The following is a 24,751-nucleotide window of genomic DNA, read 5'->3' on the forward strand; positions in this document are numbered from 1 at the left end:
GGCGACGGCGAACCCGGGCGACGGCGAACCCCGGCGGAACGCCGGGTTACGGTGCGGGGCGCCGGGCGACTCCCGCGATGTCAGCCGGGCGTGATTGGCTGGTGGCATGATCGATGAATTTCTGACCGGTGATCTGTCCGACGTCGAGGAGGCGCTCCGCAAGGCGGCCGCCGCCGAGATCACGCCGCGCTTCCGGCAGCTCGCCGAGCACGAGATCGTCGAGAAGAACGGCCCCCACGACCTCGTCACCGCCGCGGACCGGCTCGCCGAGGCGCATCTGACCGCCTCGCTGACCGCCCTGCTGCCGGGCTCCGTGGTCGTCGGCGAAGAGGCGGTGCACGCGGACCCGTCGGTTTACGAGGCGCTGCACGGCGACGCCCCCGTGTGGATCGTGGACCCCGTCGACGGCACGCGCCAGTTCGTGCACGGCGAGCCCGGCTTCTGCACCCTGGTCGCGCTCGCGCACCGCGGCGAGGTCCTCGCCTCCTGGACGTACGCGCCCGTCACCGACGAGCTCGCCGTCGCCGTGCGCGGCGGGGGCGCGCGACTGGGCGGCGAGGCGCTGCGCTCCGGCTCGCCCGCCCCCGGCGCCGTACTCGACGTGGCCATGTCTCACCCGGACTACACGACCCCCGAGCAGAAGCGGGCGCTGCTCGGCCTCGGCGTCCCCGGAGTGCACGCGCGACCGTGCGGGTCGGCGGGCCTTGAGTATCTGGACGTCGCGAGGGGCGTCCTGGACGCCGTCGCCTTCTCGTGGGAGTACGCCTGGGACCACGCGGCCGGGCTGCTGCTGGTCACGGAGGCGGGCGGCGCGCATCTCACCCTGACCGGCGAGCCGTTCCGCATCACCGGCGGCAACACCCTGCCCTTCACGGCCGCCCGTGACGCGGCGACCGCGCGGCGCATACGGGAGCTGCTGACCTGACCCGTCGCGCGTGGTGCGGACGGCAGCGACGCGACCTGTCGCGCGCGCCGTGCGGTCGGCCTCCGGCTTCCCGGCCCCCCGGCCGCCGGAGTCAGGTCAGCAGCGACCTGACCTCCCGCACCAGTTCGCCCGCCGAATTGACCGCCGCGGCATCCAGACGGGTGAGCGCCGACGACACACGCGCGGTGAAGTCCCCGGGGACGTCCGGGAGCGCGGCGGCGGCCGCAAGCGCGCCCTTCTCGTTCAGGCACCACACCCGGTGATGCGCGTGCAGCGACTGCACCAGTACCCCGAATGCCCGGGACAGGCACAGCGACACATGCAGTGTGTCGCCCGCCCCTGCCGACTTGCGTCCCGCCGCGACGGAGAACTCCGCCTCCCACGCCGCCCGGACCAGGGCCGTGCGCAGCGGCTCCGGGTACGACCCCGTCTGCGCCCGAAGCTCCGTCAACTCGCTGGCGGGGTCCGCCAGTACGCGGCACAGCGCCACCTCGCCCGCGTAGGCCGGGGACCAGAAGCCCAGCGGATGCCCCGGTTGCACACCTGTCTCGTACCGTCCGGCCCGGCAGTCGGCCCACACCCGGTCCACCCGGTCCAGATCCCGCAGGATCCAGTCCACCGGCACCCCGTCCACCATCAGCCAGGCGCCGCCGTCGACCCACGGCCCCCAGCCACCAGGTCCGGCGACCTCCACCGGCCGGCCGGTCAGCTCGGAAGCGAGCGCGGCGAGTGCCGCGACATCGGGTTCGCCGCGGTAGTAGAGCCCGAGGTCCCAGTCGGAGTCCGGCCGGTGGGTGCCGCGCGCCCGGCTGCCGCCGAGCGCGACCGCGCGGATGCCCGCAACGGCTGTGAGCTGCCGGGCCATCGACTCGATCACGGTTTCCATCGGGACGGAAGGTACCCCGGCCCGCACTGTCGGTGCGCCGGAATATCCTGGGGGCTCATGGCCTCGGCTGACAAAGGAGTCCGAAGGTGCCGTCGATGCTCGATGCCGTCGTCGTGGGGGCGGGACCCAACGGACTGACCGCCGCGGTCGAACTGGCCCGCCGTGGCTTCTCCGTTGCCGTGTACGAGGCCCTGGACAGCGTCGGCGGCGGTGCGCGCACCGAGGAGCTGACCCTCCCCGGCTTCCGCCACGACCCCTGCTCCGCCGTGCATCCGCTCGGCATCGGATCACCCGCGTTCGCCCGTATGCCGCTCGCCCGGCACGGCCTGGAGTGGCTGCACCCGCGGCTGCCCCTCGCGCACCCGTTCCCCGACGGCACGGCCGCGATCCTCAGCCGCTCGGTGGGCGAGAGCGCCATGTCCCTCGGCGCCGCCGACGCGGGCGCCTACCGCCGTCTGATCACGCCCTACCTCGGGCACTGGGACACCCTTGCGGCCGACTTCCTGCGCACCCCCTGGGACGGGCTGCCCCGCGCCCCGTACCGCTTCGCCCGCTTCGGGCTCGACGCGATCCAGCCCGCGTCCTGGCTCGCCCGCCGCTTCAAGGGCGAGAAGGGCCGGGCGCTGCTCGCCGGGCTCGCGGCGCATTCCATCGCGCCCACGAGCGGTGTCGCCACCGGCGGCATCGCCCTGGTGTTCGCGCTCGCCGCGCATGAGGTCGGCTGGCCGGTGCCGCGCGGCGGCTCCCAGGCCATCTCCGACGCCCTCGCCTCCTACCTGGGGGAACTGGGCGGCGAGATCCACACCGGCACCGAGGTCAAGCGCCTGGACGAGCTGCCTCCAGCCCGCGCGTACGTCTTCGACACCTCGCCGACGGCCCTCGCCAGGATCGCCGGACTCGGCCACGCGTACTGGCGCTACCGGTACGGCGCTTCCGCGTTCAAGGTCGATTACGCCCTTTCGGGGCCCGTGCCCTGGACCGCGAAGGACGCCCGCGAGGCAGGGACCGTGCACATCGGCCCGACCGCGGGAGAGATCGACACGGCCCTGCGGCGGGCGGTAGAAGGCCGTGATCCCGAGGTGCCGTTCCTGATCACGGCGCAGCCGAGCCTGATCGACCCCACCCGGGCCCCCGACGGCAAGCACGTGCTGTGGGCGTACGGTCATGTGCCGGCCGGCTGGGAGGGCGACGCCACCGAGGCCGTCGAACGACAGCTGGAGCGGTTCGCCCCCGGCTTCCGCGACCTCGTCCTGGCCCGGGCCGTAGCCGGCCCGCCCCGACTCGCCGCGCGCAACGCGAACTACGTGGGCGGCGACATCGCCTGCGGCGCGTTCGCCGGCCTCCAGACCGTGCTCCGCCCCAAACTGGCCCGCGTCCCCTACGCCACCGCGCACCCCGCCGTCTTCCTGTGCTCGTCGGCGACCCCGCCGGGCCCGGGAGTGCACGGCATGTCCGGTCATCACGCGGCGAAGGCGGTCTGGCGGCGGCTCCGGGCAGAATGACCGCCGCCGCGCGGGCGGTGAGGGCGATGATGGCGGGCATGACCGAACCGACGATCACCCTCGTACGCGGCGACATCACCGAGCAGCACGCCGACGCCATCGTCAACGCCGCCAATTCCTCCCTCCTCGGAGGCGGCGGCGTCGACGGCGCCATTCACCGCCGCGGCGGCCCCGAGATCCTCGCCGAGTGCCGCGCCCTGCGCGCCTCCCGCTACGGCAAGGGCCTGTCCACCGGAGCGGCCGTGGCGACCACGGCAGGGCGACTCGACGCGGCCCATGTCATCCACACCGTCGGGCCGGTCTGGTCGCGCGAGGAGGACCGGTCGGCCCTGCTCGCCTCCTGCTACCAGGAATCGCTGCGCGTGGCGGCCGAGTTGGGGGCGCGGACCGTGGCGTTCCCCGCCATCTCCACCGGCATCTACGGCTGGCCCATGGACGACGGGGCACGCATCGCGATCCGCACGGTGCGCGAAGCCGCCACGGAACCGGTCACCGAGGTGCGCTTCGTGCTCTTCGACGAGGCCGCGTACGCGCAGTTCGAGGCGGCCCTGGCCGCGGCGGGCTGACGCCGCCACGTGGCGTGCGGTCACTCCGCGACGAGAACGCCCACACCGGTGATCCGTCCCGCCGCCAGGTCCGCCAGGGCGCGGTCGGCCTGGCCCAGGGCGTAGCGCGTGACCCGCACCGTGGGCCGCAGCCGCGCCGCCTCGGACAGGAAGGCACGGCCGTCCTCGCGCGTGTTGGCGGTGACGCTGCGCACGGTGCGTTCCTGGAACAGGTGCCTGTCGTAGTCCAGCGGGGGCACGGCGCTGAGATGGATCCCGGCGACGGCGAGCGTGCCCCCGCGATCCAGTGCGGCCAGCGCCACCGGCACCAGGCTGCCGGCCGGGGCGAACAGGATCGCGGAGTCGAGCGGCTCCGGGGGCGGCCCGGCTCCCGCGGACACCGCACCCAGCTCGCGGGCCAGCCGCTGGGCCTCCGGCGACCTGGTGACCACGTGGACGACGGCCCCTCGGGCCACAGCCAGTTGGGCGGTCAGATGCGCGGAGGCCCCGAATCCGTAGATGCCGAGCCGGCCGCCCGGCGGCAGGTCCGCGCGACGCAGCGCGCGGTAGCCGATGATCCCCGCACACAGCAGCGGCGCGGCCTCCTCGTCGCCCCACCCTTCCGGCAGGCGGTAGGCGAACCGGGCGTCCGCCAGCAGGTGGTCGGCGAATCCGCCGTGGATGTCCCAGCCGGTGTAACGGGATGCGGGGCACAGGTTCTCCCGCCCGGCCCGGCAGTAGCGGCACCGTCCGCAGGTCCCTGCCAGCCATGCCACGCCCATCCGGTCGCCTGTACGCACCTCCCGTACGGCGCCTCCCGCCGCGACCACCTCGCCGACGACCTCGTGGCCCGGTGTGCAGTCGGGCCTGCGCGGCGGCAGGTCCCCCTCGGCCAGGTGCAGGTCCGTCCGGCAGACCCCGCAGGCGCGTACCCGCAACAGGACGTCGTCCGGTCCCGGCTCCGGTGTCGGGCGTTCCGCCCGGCGCAGCGGGCCGGTCACGAGGGGACCCGGGGACCCGACCACCCAGGCCGACGTCACTCCGGGCGCGGAGGGCACCATCGTCGTCCCGCCCGATTGCCTAGGGCTGTTGCTGTTGGCGCCGTGGTTGTCGGCGTCGCCTGTCGCCGTTGCGCGTCCGCGCGGCCGTCGCGCGGCCCCGCGCATCCGAGACCGTCACATCGGCCGGCCGCCGCGCGGCCGACCCGGGGCCGCGGCCCTGCCCGCCACCCCGGCCGTCTCCGGACCGTCCCGGCCCGGGGACGGCCCCTTCGATCGGCTCACATGCTCCAGCGCAGCACCGCTCCGAGTCCGCCCACCGGACCCTGCATTCCCTGGGGGACAATGAGGACTTCGCCGCCCGACGCCGCCGCGGACCGCAGCAGCGCGTCGTCCGCGCGCGCCCGTTCGGGCTTGGCCACGCCCATCGCCTGCGCCTGGCCGCGCTGTACGGCGACCTGGTCGACGCCGGGCCCGATCCACACCTCGCGCCCCGCGTCGGACGCGTCCGGTGTGAGGAGCAGCGTGGCCACCTGGTGTTTGCGCACGGCGTCCACTACCGCGGGCATTCCTTCGGCGGCCTCGCCGGGGCCGGTGTCGACGGCGGAGGACTCGCGGTGTTCGCCCGGCCTGCCCCGTCCCACCCGGAAGCGGTCGAGAGCGTTCTGGAGCCGGTCGCGGGCGAACTTCTCGCATGCCTCCGCAATCTGCCGGTCCAGCACGCTCGTGGACGCGCCCGCGGACCTGCTGCCGTTCTCGGCCTCGACGGTGACGGCCTGGACGCGCTCGGGCAGCCGGTTGAACACGGCCCGCCGCTCCCGGGGATCGCCGGTGAGGACGATCAGCTCGGCGTCGCTCTCGGGCAGCCGCCGGGCGAGCTCGCGCGCGATGATGTCGGCGGTCTCGTTCCAACTGTTCTCGACCTTGTTCCGGTAGTGCCACTCGTACCGGTCCGCGGGAATGCTGCGGTGCCCGCGGCCCTGCCACTCCTTGCCGTTCGCCTGGCCGAGGGTCTCCCGGCGGAACCCGTCGCGCAGCTCCAGATCGGCGCCCGTCCGGTCGATGTAGGCCACCAGGCACGCCGGCCGGTCGCCCCGGAGATCGGCGAGCGGCGCGACGTGCGGCAGGACCGACCACGTCGCCTCGACGGCGGGCGGGGACACCGAGAGCGGGGTGTCGAGCACGACCTCGGCTCCCGCGGCGAAGAGCGCCCGTCCGGGCGGCGCGCCGGAGACCGGTTCGTGAGCGAGCCGGTCCATCACCGCCCTGACGGTGTAGGCATCGGCGCCCGCGTCGATGAGCTGTGCGGCCACGGCACGCTGACGGAGCTGCTGCACCTTCGGTGCGTCCTCGGTCGCGCGCGTGGTGTCGATGTAGACGGAAGCCCATGGTCCTGGCCGGGCGAAGAGCGGTTTGAGAAAGCCGAGTTCCATGATTACCCCCAGGCAATCGTGGATTGCGAATACCACCAGGTTATGCCGATATGCACATGGTGACTGCGTGACGACCAATGACTGGATGCCCACGGAGTGCCCCCGACGGACCGGTCGAAACGGGCTGCCCGGCACGGTGACCCTGCGCGTTCGCTCCGATACTGCAGGTGTCTCACCAGAGACTCGTGGACAGCCAGGCAGGGGAGCGTTGATGTCGGATTCCCGCCAGCCCTCGTCCTCGGCGTGCTTGATGCTTGAGTCCATGCACACCGACACCGAGCGCTGCGTACGCGCCGTCCGGTCCAAGGACGCGCGTTTCGACGGGTGGTTCTTCACCGCCGTCCTGACCACGCGGATCTACTGCCGCCCCAGCTGCCCGGCCGTGCCGCCGAAGGCCGAGAACATGACCTTCTACCCGAGCGCCGCCGCGTGCCAGCAGGCCGGCTTCCGGGCCTGCAAGCGCTGCCGGCCCGACACCAGCCCCGGCTCCCCCGCCTGGAACGCCCGAGCCGACGCCGTCGCCCGCGCCATGCGGCTCATCGGCGACGGGGTCGTCGACCGCGAGGGCGTGCCCGGCCTCGCCGCCCGGCTCGGGTACTCAACGCGCCAGATCGAGCGCCAGCTCTTCGCCGAGCTGGGGGCCGGACCGCTCGCCCTCGCCCGCGCCCAGCGCGCCCAGACCGCGCGGCTGCTCATCGAGACGACCTCCCTGCCGATGGCCGAGGTCGCCTTCGCCGCCGGTTTCTCCTCCATCCGCACGTTCAACGACACCGTCCGCGAGGTCTTCGCCCTCTCCCCGAGCGACCTGCGCGCCCGTGCGTCGAGGAGCCGCACGGCCGCGGCGGCGACACCCGGGGCGATCGCGCTCAGGCTGCCGTACCGCGCCCCGCTGAACCCCGACAACCTCTTCGGCCACCTCGTCGCCACCGGGGTCCCGGGGGTCGAGGAGTGGCGCGACGGCGCCTACCGGCGCACGCTCTCCCTCCCGTACGGGCACGGCATCGTGGCGCTCACTCCCCGGCCCGACCACATCGCCTGCCGGCTCTCGCTGACCGACCTGCGCGATCTCACCATCGCCATCAGCCGCTGCCGGTGGATGCTCGACCTCGACGCCGATCCGGTCGCCGTCGACGACCGGCTGCGCGCCGACCCCGAGCTCGCCCCGCTCGTCGGCAAGGCGCCCGGGCGGCGTGTGCCGCGCACCGTGGATCCGGCCGAGTTCGCCGTGCGCGCGGTGCTCGGACAGCAGGTCTCCACGGCCGCCGCCCGCACCCACGCGGCCCGGCTCGTCACGGCGCACGGAGTGCCTGTCGAGGACCCCGAAGGCGGCCTCACCCACCTCTTCCCGACCCCCGGCGCGCTCGCGGCCCTGGATCCCGAGGCCCTCGCCCTGCCCCGCAGCCGCCGCACCACCCTGACCACTCTCGTCGCCGCGCTCGCCGACGACGCCCTGCGGCTCGAACCCGGCAGCGACTGGGACCGGGCCCGCGCGCAGCTCGCCCAACTGCCCGGCTTCGGCCCCTGGACCGTCGAGGTCATCGCCATGCGCGCGCTCGGCGACCCCGACGCCTTCCTCCCCACCGACCTAGGAATGCGCCGCGCCGCCGCGGGCCTCGGCCTGCCCGCCACCCCGGCCGCGCTCACCGCGCACGCCGCGGCCTGGCGGCCCTGGCGCGCGTACGCCGTCCAGTACCTCTGGGCCACGGACGATCACCCCATCAATCACCTGCCCGCGTAAGGAAGTCCGCAGCATGACCAGGCAGCACACCGTCGTCGACAGTCCCTACGGCCCGCTCACCCTCGTCGCCACCGACGGCGTCCTCAGCGGGCTCTACATGACCGGTCAGCGGCACCGCCCGGGGGAGGAGACCTTCGGTGTCCCCGACGCGAGGCCGTTCACGGCCGCCATCGAGCAGCTGGCGGCCTACTTCGCCCGCGAACTCACCGCGTTCGACCTCCCGACACACCTCGACGGCACCCCGTTCCAGCGCAGCGTCTGGGACCAGCTGCGTCGCATCCCCTACGGCGAGACCCGCACCTACGGCGAACTCGCCGAGGTCCTCGGCAACCGGGGCGCTTCCCGCGCGGTCGGTCTCGCGAACGGAAAGAACCCGATCGGCATCATCGTCCCGTGCCATCGGGTGATCGGTTCGTCCGGCAGTCTGGTCGGCTACGGCGGCGGACTCGACCGCAAGCAGCGCCTGCTCGCCTTCGAACAGGGCGGCTCGGACGACGCGCTGTTCTAGGCGTCTTTCGCGCCGGGCCACCGGACACCTCTAGGAGGCCAGGTGCTCCGGCGGCTGGGACGCCAGGCGGTCGAGCAGCGGCGGGAGCGCCGTGCCGATCGGCTCGCGCACGATCTCGTCGGCCAGTTCGTCGTACGGCGTCGGATCCGCGTTGACCACCACCAGCCGTGCTCCGTGCTCGACCGCGATCCCGGCGAGGGACGCCGCGGGCTGCACCTTCAGCGTGGTGCCGACGGCGACGAACACCTCGCACGCCTTCGCGATCGCCATCGCCTGGCCCAGCACCTCCGGGTCGAGCCGCTGGCCGAACATCACGGTCGCCGACTTCAGGATCCCGCCGCACGCGAGGCACGCCGGATCCTCCTCGCCCGCCTCCACCCGGGCCAGCGCCTCGGCCATCGGCGAGCGCACATGGCAGCGTGTGCACGTCACCGTGCGCGCGGTGCCGTGCAGTTCGAGCACCTTGCGGTCGGGCATCCCGCCGAGCTGGTGCAGTCCGTCCACGTTCTGCGTGATCACCCGGACGGCGACGCCGGGCCGGCGGTCGAGCTCGGCGACGGCGCGGTGCGCGGCGTTCGGCTCGGCGCGCCAGGTCGCGCTCTCGCGCCGCATGATCCAGGAGCGGCGGCGGATGTCGGGGTCGGTCATGTAGTAGTCGTACGTGACGAGCTTCTCGGCCTCCGGATCGCGCCGCCACAGGCCCTTGGGGCCGCGGTAGTCGGGGATGCCGGAGTCGGTGGAGATCCCGGCGCCGCTGAATATCGCGACGAGTGTCATACGGCGAGCCTACGAGCCCGGCGGGCCGGCGGCGAGCGAATTGACCGCCGCCGGCCCGCCCAGCGCCTAGGAGGTGACCTTGGCGAACGGTGTCGGTGTCCGTCCGGTCCAGCGGTGCTGCACCGCCCGGCCCGACTCCTTCACCACGTCGCCGTCCTGGACCCTTGACGTCTCGGCCAGATAGAACCGCCCGTCGTCGAGCGAGACCAGGCCGTACTGCCCAGAGGACTGCCAGCCGTACGTGCCCGAGGGCTCGTGATGCAGACCCTCCGGCAGCAGCGGCAGCATCCGCCCGCGCTCGGGCTCCTGCTGGCCGCGGACCTCACCCCACACGGGTCTGCGTGCACCGTCGACGACGAACAGCGAATAGTTGGGGAAGGCCGGCTTGGTGCCCTTGTAGGCGGCCATCAGCCAGTTGCCGCTGTGTCCGTCGTACTCCAGGTTCTGCACGCCGTAGGTGGTGTTGCCGGTGTACACGAAGAACTTGCCGTCCGTGCGCGCCGGGCCGCTGCGATGGGGCGCCGATTCGGTCAGCGGGCGTTCGTACGCGCGCCACCGGCGCACGTCGTACTGGAGCAGGACCTGATGGTCGTTGTCCCGGCGAGTGGCGTTGGCGTACACGCCATAGGCGACGGTCAGCTTCTGCGGTCCGGGCCTCCTGCCGAACGCCGGGCCGAACGCCACCCCGTCGATGCCGCTGCACCCGTAGCGGTGGTCGGGCGTCTTGCCCGTGTTGCCGTCGAAGACGCCGTCGCCGTTCATGTCGGCCGTGTAGTCCTCGACGACCTCCCTCAGGTGGACCGTGGTGACGACCCCGCTCGTCTCGGCGTCCATGTTCATCCGGTTGATCCGGTCGCCGTCCAGGATCGCGATGTAGAACGCCTCGGCCGCCTTGTACTCCAGCGATCCGTAGACCCGTCCGTCCGCCGTGTTGAAGTCCAGGTCGCCCAGATGGCCGGTGAACCCGGTGACGGAACCGACGGGATTGCCGCGCAGGTCCGTCTTGACCAGCAGATTGGTGAACGAGAAGTACATGAACCCCTTGCTCCGGTCCAGCGCCATACCTTGCAGGTGCCCCGACGGCCAGGCGCCGCCGTCCACCGTGAGCGGGGGCTCGATCGCCCTGGGCGGCGGGCCGGCGGCGGCCGCCGGGCTCGTGATGCCGATCGTCGCGGCGGCCACGAACGCGGCGGCCGACAGGAAGCCGTACGAGTGCCTGTGCATGATCCCTCCGGTGTCCTCGAAGTCCGGATGGTGCCCGGCGAGGCGTGTGCGCCGAAGTGGACGGCGCGCACACCTGTAAGCGGCATACCCAGATTCACTGATGGTCTGTCAGTGATGCTGCCACACAGGGTGATTGGGGTTCCGCGTCGGTCGGCCGTCAGCCGGTCGCAGCAACGGAACCGGTGAGCGCGGTGAACGGCATCGGTGTGCGACCCGTCCAGCGGTGCAGCAGCGCCCTTCCCGACTGGGTCGCCGTGCCACCGCGGACCTTCGTGGACTCGCCGACGTAGAAGCGCCCGTCGTCGAGGGAGACCAGGCCGAACTGACCCGGCGCATGCCAGCCGTACGTTCCCGACGGTGTGTGGCGCAGCCCCTGGGGCAACAGCGACAGCAGCATGCCGCGCTCCGGGCGCCGCTGGCCCCGGATCTCGCCCGCGACGGGCGGCCTGCTGCCGTCGACGGCGAAGAGCCCGTAGTTGGGGAACCGGCGCTTGGTCCCCTTGTACACGGCCATCAGCCAGTTGCCGCTGTGTCCGTCGTACTCCAGGTTCTGCACGCCGTAGGTGGTGTTGCCGGTGTACACGAAGAACTTGCCGTCGTGCCCGGCGGGTCCGCTGCGGTGCGGGCGGGCCTCGTCCAGCGGGCGTTCGTACCGCTCCCAGTCGCGTACGTCGTACTGGAGCAGGACCTGGTGGTCGTTGTCGCGCCGCGCGGGGTCGGCGTACACGCCGTAGGCGACGGTCAGCTTCTGCGGTCCGCGCTCGGCGCCGAAACCGGGGCCGAAGGCGACCCCGTCGATGCCGGCGTTCCCGTAGCGGTGATCGGCCGTCCTGCCCGTGTTGCCGTCGAAAACGCCGTCGCCGTCCATGTCCGCCGTGAAGTCGCGGGCGACCTCTCTTAGGTGGACGGTGGTCAGGACGCCGCTGGTGCGCGCGTCCATGTCCATGCGCGAGATGCGCCGGCCGTCGAAGACGGCGATGTAGAACGCGGCGTCCTCGCCGTACTCCAGCGAGCCGTAGACGCGGCCGTCCGCGGAGTTGAGGTCGAGGTCGCCCAGGTGGCCGCCGATGCCCCGGACCGAGCCGAGCGGCCTGCCGCTCAGATCGGTCTTGACGAGCCGGTCGGTGAAGGAGAAGTACAGGTGGCGCCGGGCGCGGTCGAGCGCCATGCCCTGCAGATGGCCGGAACGCCAGGACCCGCCGTCGACCGAGGCGGGCAGCGGGCGCGCGGGCACTCGGGGAGCCGCGGCGGGCAGCGGGCGCGCGGGTGGGGGAGCGGTGGCGGGCGTGCGCTGTGGTTGTGCGGGAATCTCGTGCGGGGTGGCGGCGGGGGCCGCGCCGGCGACGGTCAGCGCCAGAGCGGCCAAGAGGGCGGTCGGCCAGCCGCGCAGGTGCGTGAACATGGTCCCTCCGGAGTCCTGGGGATCCGGAGGCTGCCCGGCGGGCGTGCACGGTGTGGGGCGCGGCGGAGAACGCGCCATGAACGCCCGCCTATTGCACCCCTGTTACCGGCATACGGAACGAAACGCCCATGGTGTCGATGGGTCGGCGGGATCAGCGGCGCTTGGGCGGCAGACCGTTCTCCAGCTCGACCGTCCCGGTCCCGGACGCCAGCGCGTCGAGTGCTGCCGCCACCCGGTGGCCCAGGGAACCGAGCAGATAGTGGGGCAGGTCCTCGCGCGCCACCAGCCGCCATGAGAGCAGCTCGTCCTCCGCCAGCTCGATCGCCCCGAACTGGGCCTCGGTGAGCACACCGCCGTCGTACACGTACGCGGCGATCGGCGGCCGCCCCTCGCCCGGCACCCAGTCCACCGCGAGCAGCGCACCCGGTTCCAGGTCGAGGCCGATCTCCTCCAGCGTCTCCCGGCGCGCGGCCTGGCGGGGAGTCTCGCCCATGTCCGACTCCACGGTCCCGCCGGGCAGCGCCCAGCCCTTGCGGTAGTTGGGCTCGACGAGCAGCACCCGCCCCTCGGCGTCCCGGAACAGTGCGGCGGCTCCGGCCAGGATGCGGGGCAGCGAGGCGATGTAGGCGGCGTAATCGGAGATCGTCACGCCAGGCAGCGTAGGTCATCCGCGACCCCCGGCCGCATGCCGCGACGGCGCGGGACATGGAGGAAACACCCACATGTGTGGCCTGATGCCGTCCGATGCCGGGGTGGCAGGTCGTCCGAGGGTGTGGATAGGGTCGGGGACGGCGCGACTGCCTGTTCGACAGCAAGGGATACACGGTGAGGGACGGAGCAGTTTCTCAGCCTGCGCGGGTGCTCGTCGCAGCTGACAAGTTCAAGGGCTCGCTCACGGCGGTGCAGGTCGCCGAGCGGGTGACAGCGGGGCTGCGGCGGATCGTCCCGGACCTGGAGGTCGACACCCTGCCCGTCGCCGACGGCGGCGACGGCACGGTCGCAGCGGCGGTGGCGGCGGGGTTCGAGCGCCGTGAAGTGCGGGTGACCGGGCCGCTCGGTGACCCCGTGACCGCGGCGTACGCCCTGCGGGATGCCACGGCGGTCGTGGAGATGGCCGAGGCCTCCGGGCTGCAACACCTCCCGTCCGGCGTCTTCGCGCCGCTGACGGCCACGACGTACGGCTCCGGCGAGCTGCTGCGCGCCGCGCTCGACGCGGGCGCGCGCACCATCGTCTTCGGAGTCGGCGGCAGCGCGACCACGGACGGCGGAGCAGGGATGCTGGCCGCGCTCGGCGCCCGCTTCCTCGACGCTGACGGCAAGCCCGTGCCGCCAGGGGGCGGCGGCCTCGACTCGCTCGTGACCGCCGACCTGTCCGGCATCGACCCCCGATTCCAGGACGTCGACCTGATCCTCGCCAGCGACGTCGACAACCCGCTGACCGGGCCCAAGGGCGCGCCGGCGGTCTACGGCCCGCAGAAGGGCGCGACGCCGCAGGAGGTGGCCGCCCTCGACAAGGCGCTCGCCCACTACGCCTCCGTCCTCGGCTCCGACCTGGCGGAAGCGCCCGGCGCGGGCGCGGCGGGCGGCATCGGCTACGGCGCGCTGGTCGCGCTCCGCGCCCGCTTCCGGCCGGGCATCGAGGTGATGCTCGACGTGCTGGGCTTCGCGCCCGCCCTGGAGCGGGCGACGCTCGTCGTCACCGGGGAGGGCTCCCTGGACGAGCAGACCCTGCACGGCAAGGCCCCTGCCGGTGTCGCGGCGGCCGCCCGCGCCCAGGGCATCGAGGTCGTGGCGGTCTGCGGCCGCCTGGCACTGCCCCCGGAGGCCCTCGGCCGTGCCGGCATCCGCCGCGCGTACGCCTTGACGGCCCTGGAGCCCGACTCGGCGAAGTGCATGGCGGAGGCGGGCCCGCTGCTGGAGCGGGCGGCGGAGTCGATCGCGGCGGACTTCCTGACGTAGCGGTCAAGTGAATGGCGGGCGCTGCCCGCCCTGTGTGCCACGACGCCGCCCCGGCGGGCCCTGCCCGCCGGGGCGGCGTCGGTTTCCGGCCGGATCCGCCGACATGGTTCAGGCGGGCCCGCCTGGAACGTACGGCGGAGTCCGTCGCAGGGGTGTGCCTCGCTCGGCCTGGTTCGACCTGGTGGCTCGTCGTCCCCCCGTCCGTCCCGTCCGGCCGGGTGGCTCGACGGCCTGGTCCGGTCCCGGTCCGCCCGGCCCGGTGGCTCGACGGCCCCGTCCATCCCATCCGGTCCGGCCGACTCGACCGGCCCGGGGCCCGACCGACTCGACAGGCCCGCGCCCGGCCGACCCGGCACCGCGCCCCGGCGCGGTGCCGGCACGGGGCGGCCCGCGCCCGCGTCACCGCACCCGGCCCGCCACGAGGCCGGTGTCCGGGCCCGCCGGACACCCCGCTGTGCGCGTGCACAACGCGGCCCTTCCGGTGCTGGTCAGGCGCAGCGAGCAGCGCTCCGGCCGTGGACCCGGTACCCCCTCCGGTGCTGATGTTGGCCCCCAACAGGCGAGCCGACCGCTGGCGAGCCGGACAAGGGGTTGCGTATGGCCGCCGCGCTGGAGGTGCGGGCGCTGTCCGTGGGGTACGGGCCCGTACGGGCGTTGCGGGACGTCTCCGTCGACGTGCCCGAGGGCGCCGTCGTCGCCGTGCTCGGCGGCAACGGCGCAGGCAAGTCCACCCTGCTGCGAGCGGTGTCACGCACACTGCCGTTTCAGCGTGGGCACGTCACCGCCGGAAGCATCAGTTTCGAAGGGCGCCCGCTGAACGGCCTCAGCGCCGCTCGCGTCGTGGCGGCCGGAGTCGTCCAGGTGCCCGAGGGCCGCCAGGTCTTCGCACGGATGACCGTGGCGGACAATCTGCGTGCCGGCACGCTCGGAGTGCGCGGACGGCGCGAGTCCGCCGCCGCGCTCGCCCGCGTGCACGAGCTGTTCCCCGTGCTGGCCGACCGCGCCCACCAGAAGGCCGGTCTGCTGTCCGGCGGCGAACAGCAGATGCTCGCCATGGGGCGGGCGCTGATGGCCCGGCCCCGTCTGCTTCTCCTCGACGAACCCTCGCTGGGCCTCGCCCCGCTCATGGCGGCGCGGATCGCCGAGACGATCAAGGAGATCAACGCCGCCGGCACTCCGGTGCTGCTCGTCGAGCAGAACGCGGCGATCGCCCTGCGCCTGGCCTCCACCGCGTACGTCCTGGACGTCGGCGAGGTCGCCCTCGAAGGCCCCGCGGACGAACTCGCGGCCTCCGACGAGGTCCGGCGCCGTTACCTCGGAGTCGTCGACGAGACCGCCGCGCAGGACGCGGCACAGGCGCAGCACACCGCGCCGGCGCTGGAGAGGTGGTCCGCATGAACGTGACCACGGGCAACGCGCCCCTCGTCGTCGAGGACGTGACCGTCCGTTTCGCCGGGCTCACGGCTCTCGACGGGGTGTCCTTCACCGTCGAGCCGGGCAGTGTGCATGCCGTCATCGGGCCGAACGGGGCCGGCAAGTCCACCACGTTCAACGTGCTCTCGGGCGTCTACAGGGCGACGGAGGGCAGCGTCCGCTTCGGCGACGACGAGCTCACCGGGCTCCCGCCGCACCGCATCGCGGCCCTCGGCGTCGCCCGCACCTTCCAGAATCTCGCGCTTCCGCCCCATGCGACGGTCGCCGACAGCCTGCTGCTCGGCCGGCACCGGCTCACCCGTACCGGCTTCGTGGCGGCGGGACTGCGGCTGCCGTCGGCGGCGCGCGAGGAACGCCGGCACCGCGAACGTGTCGCGGAGATCGCCGCGTTCGTCGGTCTCGCGGACGACCTCGACCGGCCCGCCGGTGAACTCCCTTACGGAAAGCAGAAACTCGTGGAACTGGCCCGCGCTCTGTGCATGGAACCGCGGATCCTGCTCCTCGACGAGCCCGTCGCGGGCATGACCGCCGACGAACGGCGGCAGACCGCCGCTGTCGTCGCGGGCGTACGCGACAGCCTCGGCATATCGATCGTGCTCGTGGAACATGACATGGGGGTGGTGATGCGGCTCGCGGACGCCGTGACCGTACTCGACTTCGGACGCCGTATCGCGGGCGGCACGCCCGCCCAGGTACAGGCTGATCCGGCCGTCGTGCAGGCGTACCTCGGTACGGAGGCCACGTCATGACCACGTTCACCGAACTCCTCCTCGGCGGGCTGTCCATCGGCTCCGTCTACGCGCTGATCGCCCTCGGCTTCGTCGTCATCTTCAAGGCGACAGAGGTGGTCAACTTCGCCCACGCCTCGCTCCTCCTCGCAGGCGGCTACATCACCGCCGTCCTCCATGACGACCTCGGCTTCTGGCCGGCGCTGGCCGTCGGCATCGCGGGCGCCGCGGTCGTCGGCTCGGCCGTCGACTTCCTGGTCATGCGCCGCTACCGGGGCTCCGACCACAGCGTCCTCGCCATCGTCACCATCGGCGTCGACATTCTCCTGACGACGGAGCTCACCCGCCTGATCGGCACCGACGTGATGGCACTCGGCGACCCCTGGGGCGACCGGGTGGTGAACCTCGGCGAGATCACGATCGCGCAGACCCGGATCGCGGCGTTCGTCGCGGCGGCACTGCTCATCACGGCGTTCCTGCTCGCCTTCCGCTACACCTCCTGGGGTGTGGCGATGCGAGCGGCGGCCGAGAACCCGCAGACGGCCGCGCTGATGGGCGTACGCCTGGGCCGGGTGTCCATGTCGGCATGGGCGGTCGCCGGCGCGCTCGCCGCGGTCGCGGCGCTCTTCCTGACCGTCTTCCCGACGCCCGGCCTGGAACGGGCCACGTCGCTCGCCGCCCTCAAGGCGTTCCCCGCCGCGATCCTCGGCGGTCTTGACTCGACCACGGGTGCGCTGGCAGGCGGCCTGATCGTCGGGGTCACGGAGTCGTTCGCGACGGGCTACCAGAGCGAACTGACCTTCCTGGGCGGGGGGATCGGCGATCTCGCCCCGTATCTGGTGATGCTGCTCGTGCTGTTGGCGCGGCCCGCCGGACTCTTCGGCACGAAGGAGCTCGCCCGTGTCTGACGCCAACCGCCCGGGCCCGGCCACGACGGCCGGGGCCACGCCACCCCCGCCGGAGACCGGCAGCGGCGACATCACCCCATCGGCCGCGCCTGCGCCGGCCCCTGACGCTCACGTCGCCGGAGAAGAGCCCGCCGGGTCGGCTGCGCCGACGACGCCCGAGCACGCGCCTGCCCTAGCCGCGACGTCCGAGCACGGGACGTCCGAGCACGGGACGTCCGAGCAGGGGACGTCCGAGCAGGGGACGTCCGAGCACGCGCCGGCCGAGCCCGAACTCCTCCCCGGCGCACGTACCGACCGGGCGGCCGACTCCGAAGGCTCCCGGCCGTCCGCAGACGCCACTGGCACGTCCTCCGGGTCCGCCGAGACTGCCGGGTCCTCCGGGTCCTCCGGGTCCTCCGGGTCCGCCGCGTCCGCGGCACCCGCGGCACCCGCGGCACCCGCGACACCCGCGGCGGCGCCGACGGCGGCCGGAGCCGCGCCGGTGCCCGGCGCGCGCACCGGTCAGGCGGCCGACACCGAGGCCTCCGGACCACCCGCGGCCGGCTCCGCGGTGCCTCCCCAGAAAGAGACGCCCACGGCGGAGCGGGCCCCCGCCGAGCCATCGGCGGGCGCACCGTCCGGGTCACCCACATCCCCCGTGGCCACGTCGGCTGCGGCCTTGCGGGCCAGGTCCCTCACAACCGGCACCCGGCCTGCATGGCGCCGCCCCCGCGCGTACGTCTGGGCCGCCCTCTCGCTCCTTCTCCTCGCGCTGCCCTTCTACCTCGACCGCTTCTGGCTCCAGGCCGGACTCTTCGCCATGGCCGCCGCCATCGGCGCCATCGGCATCAACCTGCTCACCGGTGCCACGGGTCAGCTCTCCATGGGCCACGCCTTCTTCCTCGCCGTCGGCGCGTACGGCTACTGCATCCTGGCCGGCGGCAACGACGTGGAGAGCGGCCACGAGCTCACCGGTTTCGGCCTGCCGACAGGGCTCGCCGCGGTGCTCGCCGTACTCCTCGCAGGGCTGGCGGGTGGACTGTTCAGCCCCATCGCCGGCCGGCTGCGCGGCGCGTACCTGGGCATCGCCACGCTCGCGCTGATCTTCGTCGGCCAGCATGTGCTGTTCAACGCCCGTGACCTGACCGGAGGTTTCAACGGCCGGTCCGTGCCCTCGCTCTCCCTCTTCGGATTCGACTTCGACGACAGCGAGCTCCTCGTCGCAGCCGTCCCGTTCCAGTCCATGGAGAAGCTCTGGTACGCCGCGCTCGTCGCCCTCCTCCTCTGTGGTCTCTTTGCGCGCGGAGTCCTCCGTGGCCGTCCTGGCCGGGCGATGAACGCCCTGCGGGACCACCGCATCGCCGCCGGGGTGATGGGGGTGCCGGTCGCCCGCTACCGCGCCGCCGTCTTCGTCCTGTCCTCGATGTACGCAGGGCTCGCCGGCGTCCTGCTGGCCCTGGTCTTCCAGCGGACCGTGCCCGAGTACTTCGGCATGATCCTTTCCCTCGAGTACCTGGCCATGATCGTCATCGGCGGTCTCGGCACGGTCGCGGGAGCCGTCGCCGGCGCGGTCTTCGTCTCGCTGCTGCCCCAGGTCCTCACCCGCTGGAGCGACGCCCTGCCCCTGGTCTCCGCACCGGGCACCGGCGGCGTCTCCCCGGGAGAGGCCTCCCGCTATCTGTACGGCGCGGCTGTCGTCGCGGTCGTGCTGTTCCTGCCCGGCGGACTCACCCGCCTCGTTCCGTCCCCTCGGGAGAAGAAATGAAGTCAAGAACGTACGCGGCGGTCCTCGCCGTCCTGGCGCTGACGGTGACGGCCGGCTGCAGCAGCAAGGCCACGAGCGGCGACGGCGACACCAAGGGCGCCGGGGGAGTGAAGAGCGGTGAGGGCGTCACCGACAAGACGATCACGCTCGGCGCGCTCACCGACATGACGGGCGTCTACGCCTCCCTGGGCAAGAGCGTCACCCAGGCCCAGCAGCTGTGGGCGAAGCAGACCAACGCGGCCGGCGGCATCTGCGGCCGGCAGATCGAGCTGACCGTGCGCGACCACGGCTACGACCCGCAGAAGGCCGTCGCCGGCTACACCGAACTCGAACCCAAGGTGCTCGGCTTCGCGCAGTTCATCGGCTCGCCGTTCGTCGCGGCCGTCAAGGAGCGCGTCCACGGCCAGGACAAGGGGCTCGTGCTGCCCCAGGCGTGGTCCGCCAGCCTGCTGGGCAGCCCGTACGTACGGGTCCTGGGCGCGACGTACGACATCGAGACGATCAACGCCGTCGACTATCTCCTGGCCGAGAAGCGCATCAGCAAGGGCGACAAGATCGGTCACGTCTTCTTCGAAGGCGACTACGGCGAGAACGCGCTCGCCGGCTCCAGGTACGCGGCCGAGGAGGCGGGGCTCACGGTCGTCGAGCAGAAGATCAAGCCGACCGACAACGACATGTCGGCGCAGGTCGCGGCCCTGAAGAAGGCAGGCGTCAAGGCGATCCTGCTCAGCGCGGGTCCACGGCAGGCGGCGTCCTTGTCCGGTGTGGCGGCGGCGGGTGGCTTCAATGTGCCGATCGTCGGCAACAACTCCGCGTTCGCGCCGCAGCTGCTCGCGACGCCGGCTGGGCCGGCGCTCACCAAGGACTTCTACATCGCGGCCTCCACGCTCCCGATCGGCGCGCCCGATCCGGGCCCGTCGAAGCTGGCCAAGGACTACGCGGCCGCGTACCCGAAGGACGGGCTCGACAACGGCGTGGTCGCCGGATACACGGCGGTCACGGTCTTCGGGGAGGCGCTGAAGAAGGCCTGCGCGGAGAAGGACCTGACCCGCGAGGGCGTCGACAAGGCGCTGCTGACGCTCAAGGCGTACCGGAGCGACTTCGGCATCACCCACGACCTTTCGGACCCGGTGGCGCCGTCCACTCGCGAGAGCCTGATCATGAAGCCGGACAAGAGCGTCCCCGGCGGACTGAAGGTGGTCCGCCCGGCGACGGCCGCGGCAGCGGCGAAGTCCTACAAGCCCTCGGCGGGCTGACCTCTCTCGCCCCCGCCCCGCCCCGCCCCCTGGCGCACGTCGCCAGGGGGCGGGGTGTGTTTCGGCGGCCAACGCCCGACCCGCACGGTTGTAGGAAGGCGGTCACGGGGTACCCGCGCCACGTACGCGGCCCGCGCGGCAGTCCCTGCCCCTGCGGGCAGATCCAGGAGGAGGCGCAGCATGAGCACGGTGAAGGAGACCGTCGAGGTCGAGGTCCCCGTCCACACCGCCTACAACCAGTGGACGATGTTCGAGGAGTTCCCGAACTTCATGGAAGGCGTGGAGGCGGTCACCCAGGTCGACGACCGCCACAACCACTGGACCACCAAGATCGGGGGAGTGAAGCGGGAGTTCGACACCGAGATCGTCGACCAGCTCCCCGACGAGCGCATCGCTTGGCGCACCATCAGCGGCGACACCAAGCAGAAGGGCATGGTGAGCTTCCAGCGCCTGGACGACACGCACACTCGGGTGGAACTCGTGATGGACGTCGAGCCCGGGGGTATGGCCGACAAGACCGCTGACATGACCGGGATGATCGACCGGCGCGTCAAGGGCGACATGCGACGTTTCAAGGAGTACATCGAGCACCAGGGCGGCGAGAGCGGAGGCTGGCGCGGTCGCATCAAGCCCGGATGACCCGTCCCGGGGCCCTCGTCGTCGCAGTGGCAGCGAGTGGGCGCCGCCGCGACCGCCGCCCCGGCCCGTACGCTCTGCCGCATGGTGCATGTACTTGGCAGCAGGATTCTGCTGAGCCCCACCGATCCGCAGCGCTCGCGCGACTTCTACGGCCGCGCTCTGGGGCAGGCGGTCTACCGTGAATTCGGGACCGGCACCGAGCGGGGAACGGTGTACTTCCTCGGCGGCGGGTTCCTCGAACTCTCGGGCCGCTCCGACACCCCGCCCTCGCCGGCGGTGCGGCTGTGGCTGCAGGTGCCCGACGTGCGGGCCGCCCACGACGAGCTGCGGGAACGGGGCGTAGAGGTGCTGCGGGCGCCGCGGACGGAGCCGTGGGGCTTGGTCGAGATGTGGATCGCGGACCCGGACGGAGTGCGCATCGCGGTGGTCGAGGTGCCCGAGGACCATCCGCTGCGCTATCGCCCGTAAGGGGGGCGCAGCGCCGTGCGCAGCGTGCGGGTGCCTCGGGACGCCCCGGCCCCCGGGTTCGTCCCCTGGCCGCACCATCCGCTGAGGCATCCCCGTGACGGGCCGCAGCGCTGCGACCACCGGGCGCGTGCCTCGGGACGCCCCGGCACGCCGCCGGTGGCACCATCGGCCCACGGAACGCCCGGTCACCCCAGGGGCAGCCCCGCAGACGCGCCGAGGGCCCCGGATGCCTTCGCATCCGGGGCCCTCGGCGTTCACGACATGCGCGCCTCCGGCGCGCTACGGCACCTGCGCCGTCCGTGCCTCGCGGCTCGCGCGGCGGTTGTCGCGGAAGGTGTTCACACGACGGGCGGTGGCGAAGAGGGGGATCGTCGCCGCCATCACGATCTGCAGGGCACAGCCCATCTGGAGCATCACCTGGCCGCCCGGCGCGTCGAAGGCCCACGCCGCCAGCATGCCCATCGCCGCCACGATCCAGCCGAGCATCGCCACCGCGAGGACACCTCGCGGCTTGGGGTACTCGACCCGGCTCACCATGAGCCACGCCGTGCCGATGATCGCCAGCAGCGTCGGGATGAACAGCAGCTCCAGCAGCACGATCGAGACGACCGTGAGCGCTCCGAAGGGGCTCGGCATGCCCTGGAACATGCCGTCCTTCATGGTCACGCACGAGAATCTCGCAAGCCGCAGCACCACCGCCAGCAGTACCACGATCGCGGCGACCGCCGAGACCCGCTGATGGGCGTCGTTCGCGACCATGCCGTAGACCAGCACGAAGTACGCGGGCGCGAGACCGAAGCTGATCAGATCCGAGAGGTTGTCCAGCTCGGCGCCCATCGGCGACGACCGCAGCTTGCGGGCCACGAGCCCGTCGCAGAGGTCGAAGATCGCCGCGAGCAGCATCAGGATCACGGCGGTCGCGGCGCTGTGCCGCGCCATGCCGGTCTCCTGGCTGCCCTGGAGGTGCGGGATGAGGATTCCGGTGGTGGTGAAGTACACCGCCATGAATCCGCACGTCGCGTTACCGAGCGTGAGGGTGTCCGCTATCGACAGCCGCAGAGAAAGCGGCATCTCCTCCGCGTCGTCCTCTTCCTCGGCCTCCGCCACCCAGTTCGCCTGTGTGTCGGGATCAATCACGGTCAATGCGAGTCACCCCCGCAGTCGTGGTCTGGCCCACCTCGACAGCGACCTCGACACCTTCGGGGAGGTAGATGTCGACGCGCGAACCGAAGCGGATCAGACCGATGCGCTCACCCTGCTCGACCTTGGTGCCCTGCGGGACGTACGGGACGATGCGCCGAGCGACCGCGCCGGCGATCTGCACCATCTCGATGTCGCCGAGTTCGGTGTCGAAGTGCCAGACAACGCGCTCGTTGTTCTCGCTCTCCTTGTTGAACGCGGGGACAAAGCCGCCGGGGATGTGCTCGACCGAGGTCACCGTGCCCGCGAGCGGGGCGCGGTTGACGTGGACATTGAGCGGGCTCATGAAGATCGCGACACGAGTGCGCCCGTCCTTCCACGGCATGATGCTCTGCACCACTCCGTCGGCGGGCGAGATGACCCGCCCCGACGCGATCTCGCGCTCGGGGTCGCGGAAGAACCACAGCATGCCCGCCGCGAGCGCGGTGGCGGGCACGGCAATGGCCGCGGCCCGCCGCGAGCGGCGGGCACGGGCCAGGCTGAGTGCAGCGGTGGCGACGGTCGGCAGAAGCCACGGCGATGCTCCGCGAGCAAGGCGTCCCTTGAGGAAGCCGTCGCGTGGTGCAGAGGTTTGGCTGTGGGGCATGGATGACCTTCGTAGCGGATGATGCCGCGCTGGCAACGGGGGACGGCGGCTTTCCGGCCGATGTTATCGGGTGCGGACCGCAACTGGGAAAGCCAGCAGACGAGTCGGCGGCCGGAAGATGATGACAGGGTGTGATCTTCTTCGCGGCCGAACCGACTCATAAGCGGCAATCAACCCTGGAACCGGTACTCCTCGAGCAGCCGACGTCCAATGATCATTTTCTGGATTTCGGCGGTACCTTCACCGATCAGCAGCATCGGAGCCTCGCGGTAGAGGCGCTCGATCTCGTACTCCTTGGAGAAGCCGTAGCCGCCGTGGATACGGAAGGCGTCCTCGACGACTTCCTTGCAGTACTCGGAGGCGAGGTACTTCGCCATCCCTGCCTCCAGGTCGTTTCGTTCCCCGGAGTCCTTTTTGCGTGCCGCGTTCACCATCATGGCATGCGCGGCCTCGACCTTGGTAGCCATCTCGGCCAGCTTGAACTGGATCGCCTGGTGGGAGGCGATCGGCTTGCCGAAGGTGTGGCGCTGCTGGGCGTAGGAGACGCCCAGTTCGAAGGCGCGCTGTGCGACACCGCAGCCACGTGCCGCGACGTTCACACGGCCGACCTCGACGCCGTCCATCATTTGGTAAAACCCTCGGCCGGTGGTGCCGCCGAGTACCCGATTGGCCGGAATGCGAAGTCCGTCCATGATGAGCTCGGTCGTGTCGACGCCCTTGTAGCCCATCTTGTCGATCTTGCCGGGGATGGTCAGGCCCGGACGGACCTCGCCGAAGCCCGGCTCCTTCTCGACCAGGAAGGTCGTCATCGACTTGTGCGGGGCCGTGCCCTCAGGGTGTCCTTCGTCACTGCGGCACAGAACGGCCACCAGAGTGGACGTCCCGCCGTTCGTCAGCCACATCTTCTGGCCGTTGAGGACGTACTCGTCGCCGTCCTTCACACCCTTGGACGTGATCGCCGACACGTCCGAGCCGAGACCCGGCTCCGACATCGAGAACGCGCCGCGCACCTCGCCGAGCGCCATGCGCGGCAGGAAGGTGTCCTTCTGCTCCTGCGTGCCGTGCTGCTTGAGCATGTACGCGACGATGAAGTGGGTGTTGATGATGCCCGAGACGGACATCCAGCCACGGGCGATCTCCTCCACGCACAGCGCGTACGTGAGAAGGGACTCACCCAGGCCGCCGTACTCCTCCGGGATCATCAGGCCGAACAGGCCGAGCTCCTTCAGACCGTCGACGATCTCCTGGGGGTACTCGTCCTTGTGCTCCAGCTCGGTCGCGACAGGAATGATCTCCTTGTCGACAAAGTCCCGGACGGTGGACAGGATCTCCTGCTGGACGTCGGTCAGACCTGCGGTCTGGGCGAGTCGCGCCATGACTACTTCTCCTGCGACTTGAGTTCGGGGCGGCCGGGCTGCTCGCCGCCGCGCTCCTTGATGTACGTCTCGGTCGGGACCATCACCTTGCGCCGGAAGACGCAGACGAGGGTGCCGTCCTGCTTGTAGCCCTTGGTCTCCACGTAGACGATGCCGCGGTCGTTCTTCGACTTCGACGGCGTCTTGTCGAGGACCGTGGTCTCGCCGTAGATGGTGTCGCCGTGGAAGGTCGGGGCCACGTGCCGCAGCGACTCGATCTCCAGGTTGGCGATCGCCTTGCCGGAGACGTCCGGCACGGACATGCCGAGCAGCAGCGAGTAGATGTAGTTGCCCACCACAACGTTCTTGCCGAAGTCCGTTGTGTTCTCCGCATAGTTGACGTCCATGTGGAGGGGGTGGTGATTCATCGTCAGGAGACAGAAGAGGTGGTCGTCGTACTCGGTGACCGTCTTCCCGGGCCAGTGCTTGTAGACGGCCCCGACCTCGAACTCCTCGTAGGTGCGTCCGAACTGCAT

The 24,751-nt window shown here is 72.0% G+C and carries 24 protein-coding genes; 13 read left to right on the plus strand and 11 right to left on the minus strand.

Annotated elements, in window-relative coordinates:
- Positions 1 to 106: 106 nt before the first annotated feature.
- Complete coding sequence (locus J7E88_RS02980) at positions 107 to 925, plus strand: inositol monophosphatase family protein (RefSeq protein ID WP_215176881.1); 819 nt, start codon at positions 107 to 109, stop codon at positions 923 to 925.
- Positions 926 to 1,016: 91 nt separating this feature from the next.
- Here J7E88_RS02980 and J7E88_RS02985 read toward each other — a convergent pair whose 3' ends face one another.
- Positions 1,017 to 1,811 carry a nucleotidyltransferase domain-containing protein gene (locus J7E88_RS02985; protein ID WP_215176882.1) on the minus strand — a complete coding sequence of 265 codons (795 nt, stop codon included), beginning with the start codon at positions 1,809 to 1,811 and terminating at the stop codon, positions 1,017 to 1,019.
- An 86-nt stretch (positions 1,812 to 1,897) separates the two neighbouring features.
- Between J7E88_RS02985 and J7E88_RS02990 the strand changes: the two genes are divergently transcribed.
- Positions 1,898 to 3,313, plus strand: coding sequence for an NAD(P)/FAD-dependent oxidoreductase (locus J7E88_RS02990; RefSeq protein WP_215176884.1), 1,416 nt, complete (start codon positions 1,898 to 1,900; stop codon positions 3,311 to 3,313).
- A gap of 38 nt (positions 3,314 to 3,351) precedes the next feature.
- Positions 3,352 to 3,879 (plus strand): O-acetyl-ADP-ribose deacetylase, encoded by a 528-nt coding sequence (locus J7E88_RS02995; protein WP_215176885.1) that lies wholly within the window; start codon positions 3,352 to 3,354, stop codon positions 3,877 to 3,879.
- A gap of 20 nt (positions 3,880 to 3,899) precedes the next feature.
- On the opposite strand, the gene J7E88_RS03000 is transcribed toward J7E88_RS02995, so the two are convergent.
- Both J7E88_RS03000 and J7E88_RS03005 read right to left on the minus strand, forming a co-directional pair.
- On the minus strand, positions 3,900 to 4,919 hold the full coding sequence (locus J7E88_RS03000) for a zinc-dependent alcohol dehydrogenase family protein (protein WP_215176886.1): 1,020 nt from the start codon (positions 4,917 to 4,919) through the stop codon (positions 3,900 to 3,902).
- Between the two features lie 218 nt (positions 4,920 to 5,137).
- Complete coding sequence (locus tag J7E88_RS03005) at positions 5,138 to 6,289, minus strand: hypothetical protein (protein ID WP_215176887.1); 1,152 nt, start codon at positions 6,287 to 6,289, stop codon at positions 5,138 to 5,140.
- Positions 6,290 to 6,551: 262 nt separating this feature from the next.
- Here J7E88_RS03005 and J7E88_RS03010 point away from each other — a divergent pair, with 262 nt between their 5' ends.
- On the plus strand, positions 6,552 to 8,027 hold the full coding sequence (locus J7E88_RS03010; protein WP_215176888.1) for an AlkA N-terminal domain-containing protein: 1,476 nt from the start codon (positions 6,552 to 6,554) through the stop codon (positions 8,025 to 8,027).
- Positions 8,028 to 8,040: 13 nt separating this feature from the next.
- On the plus strand, positions 8,041 to 8,535 hold the full coding sequence (locus J7E88_RS03015; RefSeq protein WP_215176889.1) for a methylated-DNA--[protein]-cysteine S-methyltransferase: 495 nt from the start codon (positions 8,041 to 8,043) through the stop codon (positions 8,533 to 8,535).
- A gap of 30 nt (positions 8,536 to 8,565) precedes the next feature.
- Here the strand turns inward: J7E88_RS03015 and J7E88_RS03020 are convergent, their stop codons facing one another.
- The 4 genes from J7E88_RS03020 to J7E88_RS03035 all read right to left on the minus strand — a co-directional run bounded on the left by J7E88_RS03020 (position 8,566) and on the right by J7E88_RS03035 (position 12,587).
- Positions 8,566 to 9,312, minus strand: a complete 747-nt coding sequence (locus tag J7E88_RS03020) for a Sir2 family NAD-dependent protein deacetylase (protein WP_215176894.1) — start codon at positions 9,310 to 9,312, stop codon at positions 8,566 to 8,568.
- Positions 9,313 to 9,378: 66 nt separating this feature from the next.
- Positions 9,379 to 10,536 carry a hypothetical protein gene (locus J7E88_RS03025; protein ID WP_215176895.1) on the minus strand — a complete coding sequence of 386 codons (1,158 nt, stop codon included), beginning with the start codon at positions 10,534 to 10,536 and terminating at the stop codon, positions 9,379 to 9,381.
- A gap of 157 nt (positions 10,537 to 10,693) precedes the next feature.
- Positions 10,694 to 11,938 (minus strand): hypothetical protein, encoded by a 1,245-nt coding sequence (locus J7E88_RS03030; RefSeq protein ID WP_215176896.1) that lies wholly within the window; start codon positions 11,936 to 11,938, stop codon positions 10,694 to 10,696.
- Positions 11,939 to 12,089: 151 nt separating this feature from the next.
- The gene (locus J7E88_RS03035) at positions 12,090 to 12,587 is read right to left on the minus strand and encodes an NUDIX hydrolase (protein WP_215176897.1); all 498 of its coding nucleotides are present in this window, start codon (positions 12,585 to 12,587) and stop codon (positions 12,090 to 12,092) included.
- A gap of 176 nt (positions 12,588 to 12,763) precedes the next feature.
- On the opposite strand from J7E88_RS03035, the gene J7E88_RS03040 reads away from it, so the two are divergent.
- From J7E88_RS03040 to J7E88_RS03075, 8 genes are all read left to right on the plus strand, one after another.
- Positions 12,764 to 13,897 (plus strand): glycerate kinase, encoded by a 1,134-nt coding sequence (locus J7E88_RS03040; RefSeq protein ID WP_215176898.1) that lies wholly within the window; start codon positions 12,764 to 12,766, stop codon positions 13,895 to 13,897.
- A gap of 597 nt (positions 13,898 to 14,494) precedes the next feature.
- The gene (locus tag J7E88_RS03045) at positions 14,495 to 15,295 is read left to right on the plus strand and encodes an ABC transporter ATP-binding protein (RefSeq protein WP_215176899.1); all 801 of its coding nucleotides are present in this window, start codon (positions 14,495 to 14,497) and stop codon (positions 15,293 to 15,295) included.
- Complete coding sequence (locus J7E88_RS03050; RefSeq protein WP_215176900.1) at positions 15,292 to 16,080, plus strand: ABC transporter ATP-binding protein; 789 nt, start codon at positions 15,292 to 15,294, stop codon at positions 16,078 to 16,080. Before J7E88_RS03045 ends, J7E88_RS03050 begins: the two co-directional genes overlap by 4 nt.
- Positions 16,077 to 16,967 (plus strand): branched-chain amino acid ABC transporter permease, encoded by an 891-nt coding sequence (locus tag J7E88_RS03055; RefSeq protein ID WP_005309543.1) that lies wholly within the window; start codon positions 16,077 to 16,079, stop codon positions 16,965 to 16,967. Before J7E88_RS03050 ends, J7E88_RS03055 begins: the two co-directional genes overlap by 4 nt.
- A 658-nt stretch (positions 16,968 to 17,625) precedes the next feature.
- Complete coding sequence (locus J7E88_RS03060) at positions 17,626 to 18,711, plus strand: branched-chain amino acid ABC transporter permease (protein WP_215177440.1); 1,086 nt, start codon at positions 17,626 to 17,628, stop codon at positions 18,709 to 18,711.
- A complete protein-coding gene (locus J7E88_RS03065) occupies positions 18,708 to 19,967 on the plus strand; it encodes an ABC transporter substrate-binding protein (protein WP_215176902.1) in 1,260 nt (419 codons plus the stop codon). The genes J7E88_RS03060 and J7E88_RS03065 overlap by 4 nt, the downstream gene beginning before the upstream one ends.
- Positions 19,968 to 20,147: 180 nt before the next feature.
- Positions 20,148 to 20,606, plus strand: coding sequence for an SRPBCC family protein (locus J7E88_RS03070; RefSeq protein ID WP_215176904.1), 459 nt, complete (start codon positions 20,148 to 20,150; stop codon positions 20,604 to 20,606).
- 81 nt (positions 20,607 to 20,687) lie between these two features.
- Complete coding sequence (locus J7E88_RS03075; protein WP_215176906.1) at positions 20,688 to 21,074, plus strand: VOC family protein; 387 nt, start codon at positions 20,688 to 20,690, stop codon at positions 21,072 to 21,074.
- Between the two features lie 279 nt (positions 21,075 to 21,353).
- Here the strand turns inward: J7E88_RS03075 and pssA are convergent, their stop codons facing one another.
- From pssA to J7E88_RS03095, 4 genes are all read right to left on the minus strand, one after another.
- Entirely contained in the window at positions 21,354 to 22,211 is an 858-nt protein-coding gene (pssA, locus tag J7E88_RS03080) for a CDP-diacylglycerol--serine O-phosphatidyltransferase (RefSeq protein WP_215177443.1), read from the minus strand.
- A complete protein-coding gene (locus tag J7E88_RS03085; RefSeq protein WP_215176908.1) occupies positions 22,204 to 22,860 on the minus strand; it encodes a phosphatidylserine decarboxylase in 657 nt (218 codons plus the stop codon). Before J7E88_RS03085 ends, pssA begins: the two co-directional genes overlap by 8 nt.
- Before the next feature lie 170 nt (positions 22,861 to 23,030).
- Positions 23,031 to 24,236, minus strand: a complete 1,206-nt coding sequence (locus tag J7E88_RS03090; protein ID WP_215176910.1) for an acyl-CoA dehydrogenase family protein — start codon at positions 24,234 to 24,236, stop codon at positions 23,031 to 23,033.
- A gap of 2 nt (positions 24,237 to 24,238) precedes the next feature.
- Positions 24,239 to 24,751 carry a MaoC family dehydratase gene (locus tag J7E88_RS03095; protein ID WP_215176912.1) on the minus strand — a complete coding sequence of 171 codons (513 nt, stop codon included), beginning with the start codon at positions 24,749 to 24,751 and terminating at the stop codon, positions 24,239 to 24,241.

It is taken from the genome of Streptomyces sp. ISL-10 (assembly GCF_018614575.1).
In the GTDB taxonomy this organism is placed as follows: domain Bacteria; phylum Actinomycetota; class Actinomycetes; order Streptomycetales; family Streptomycetaceae; genus Streptomyces.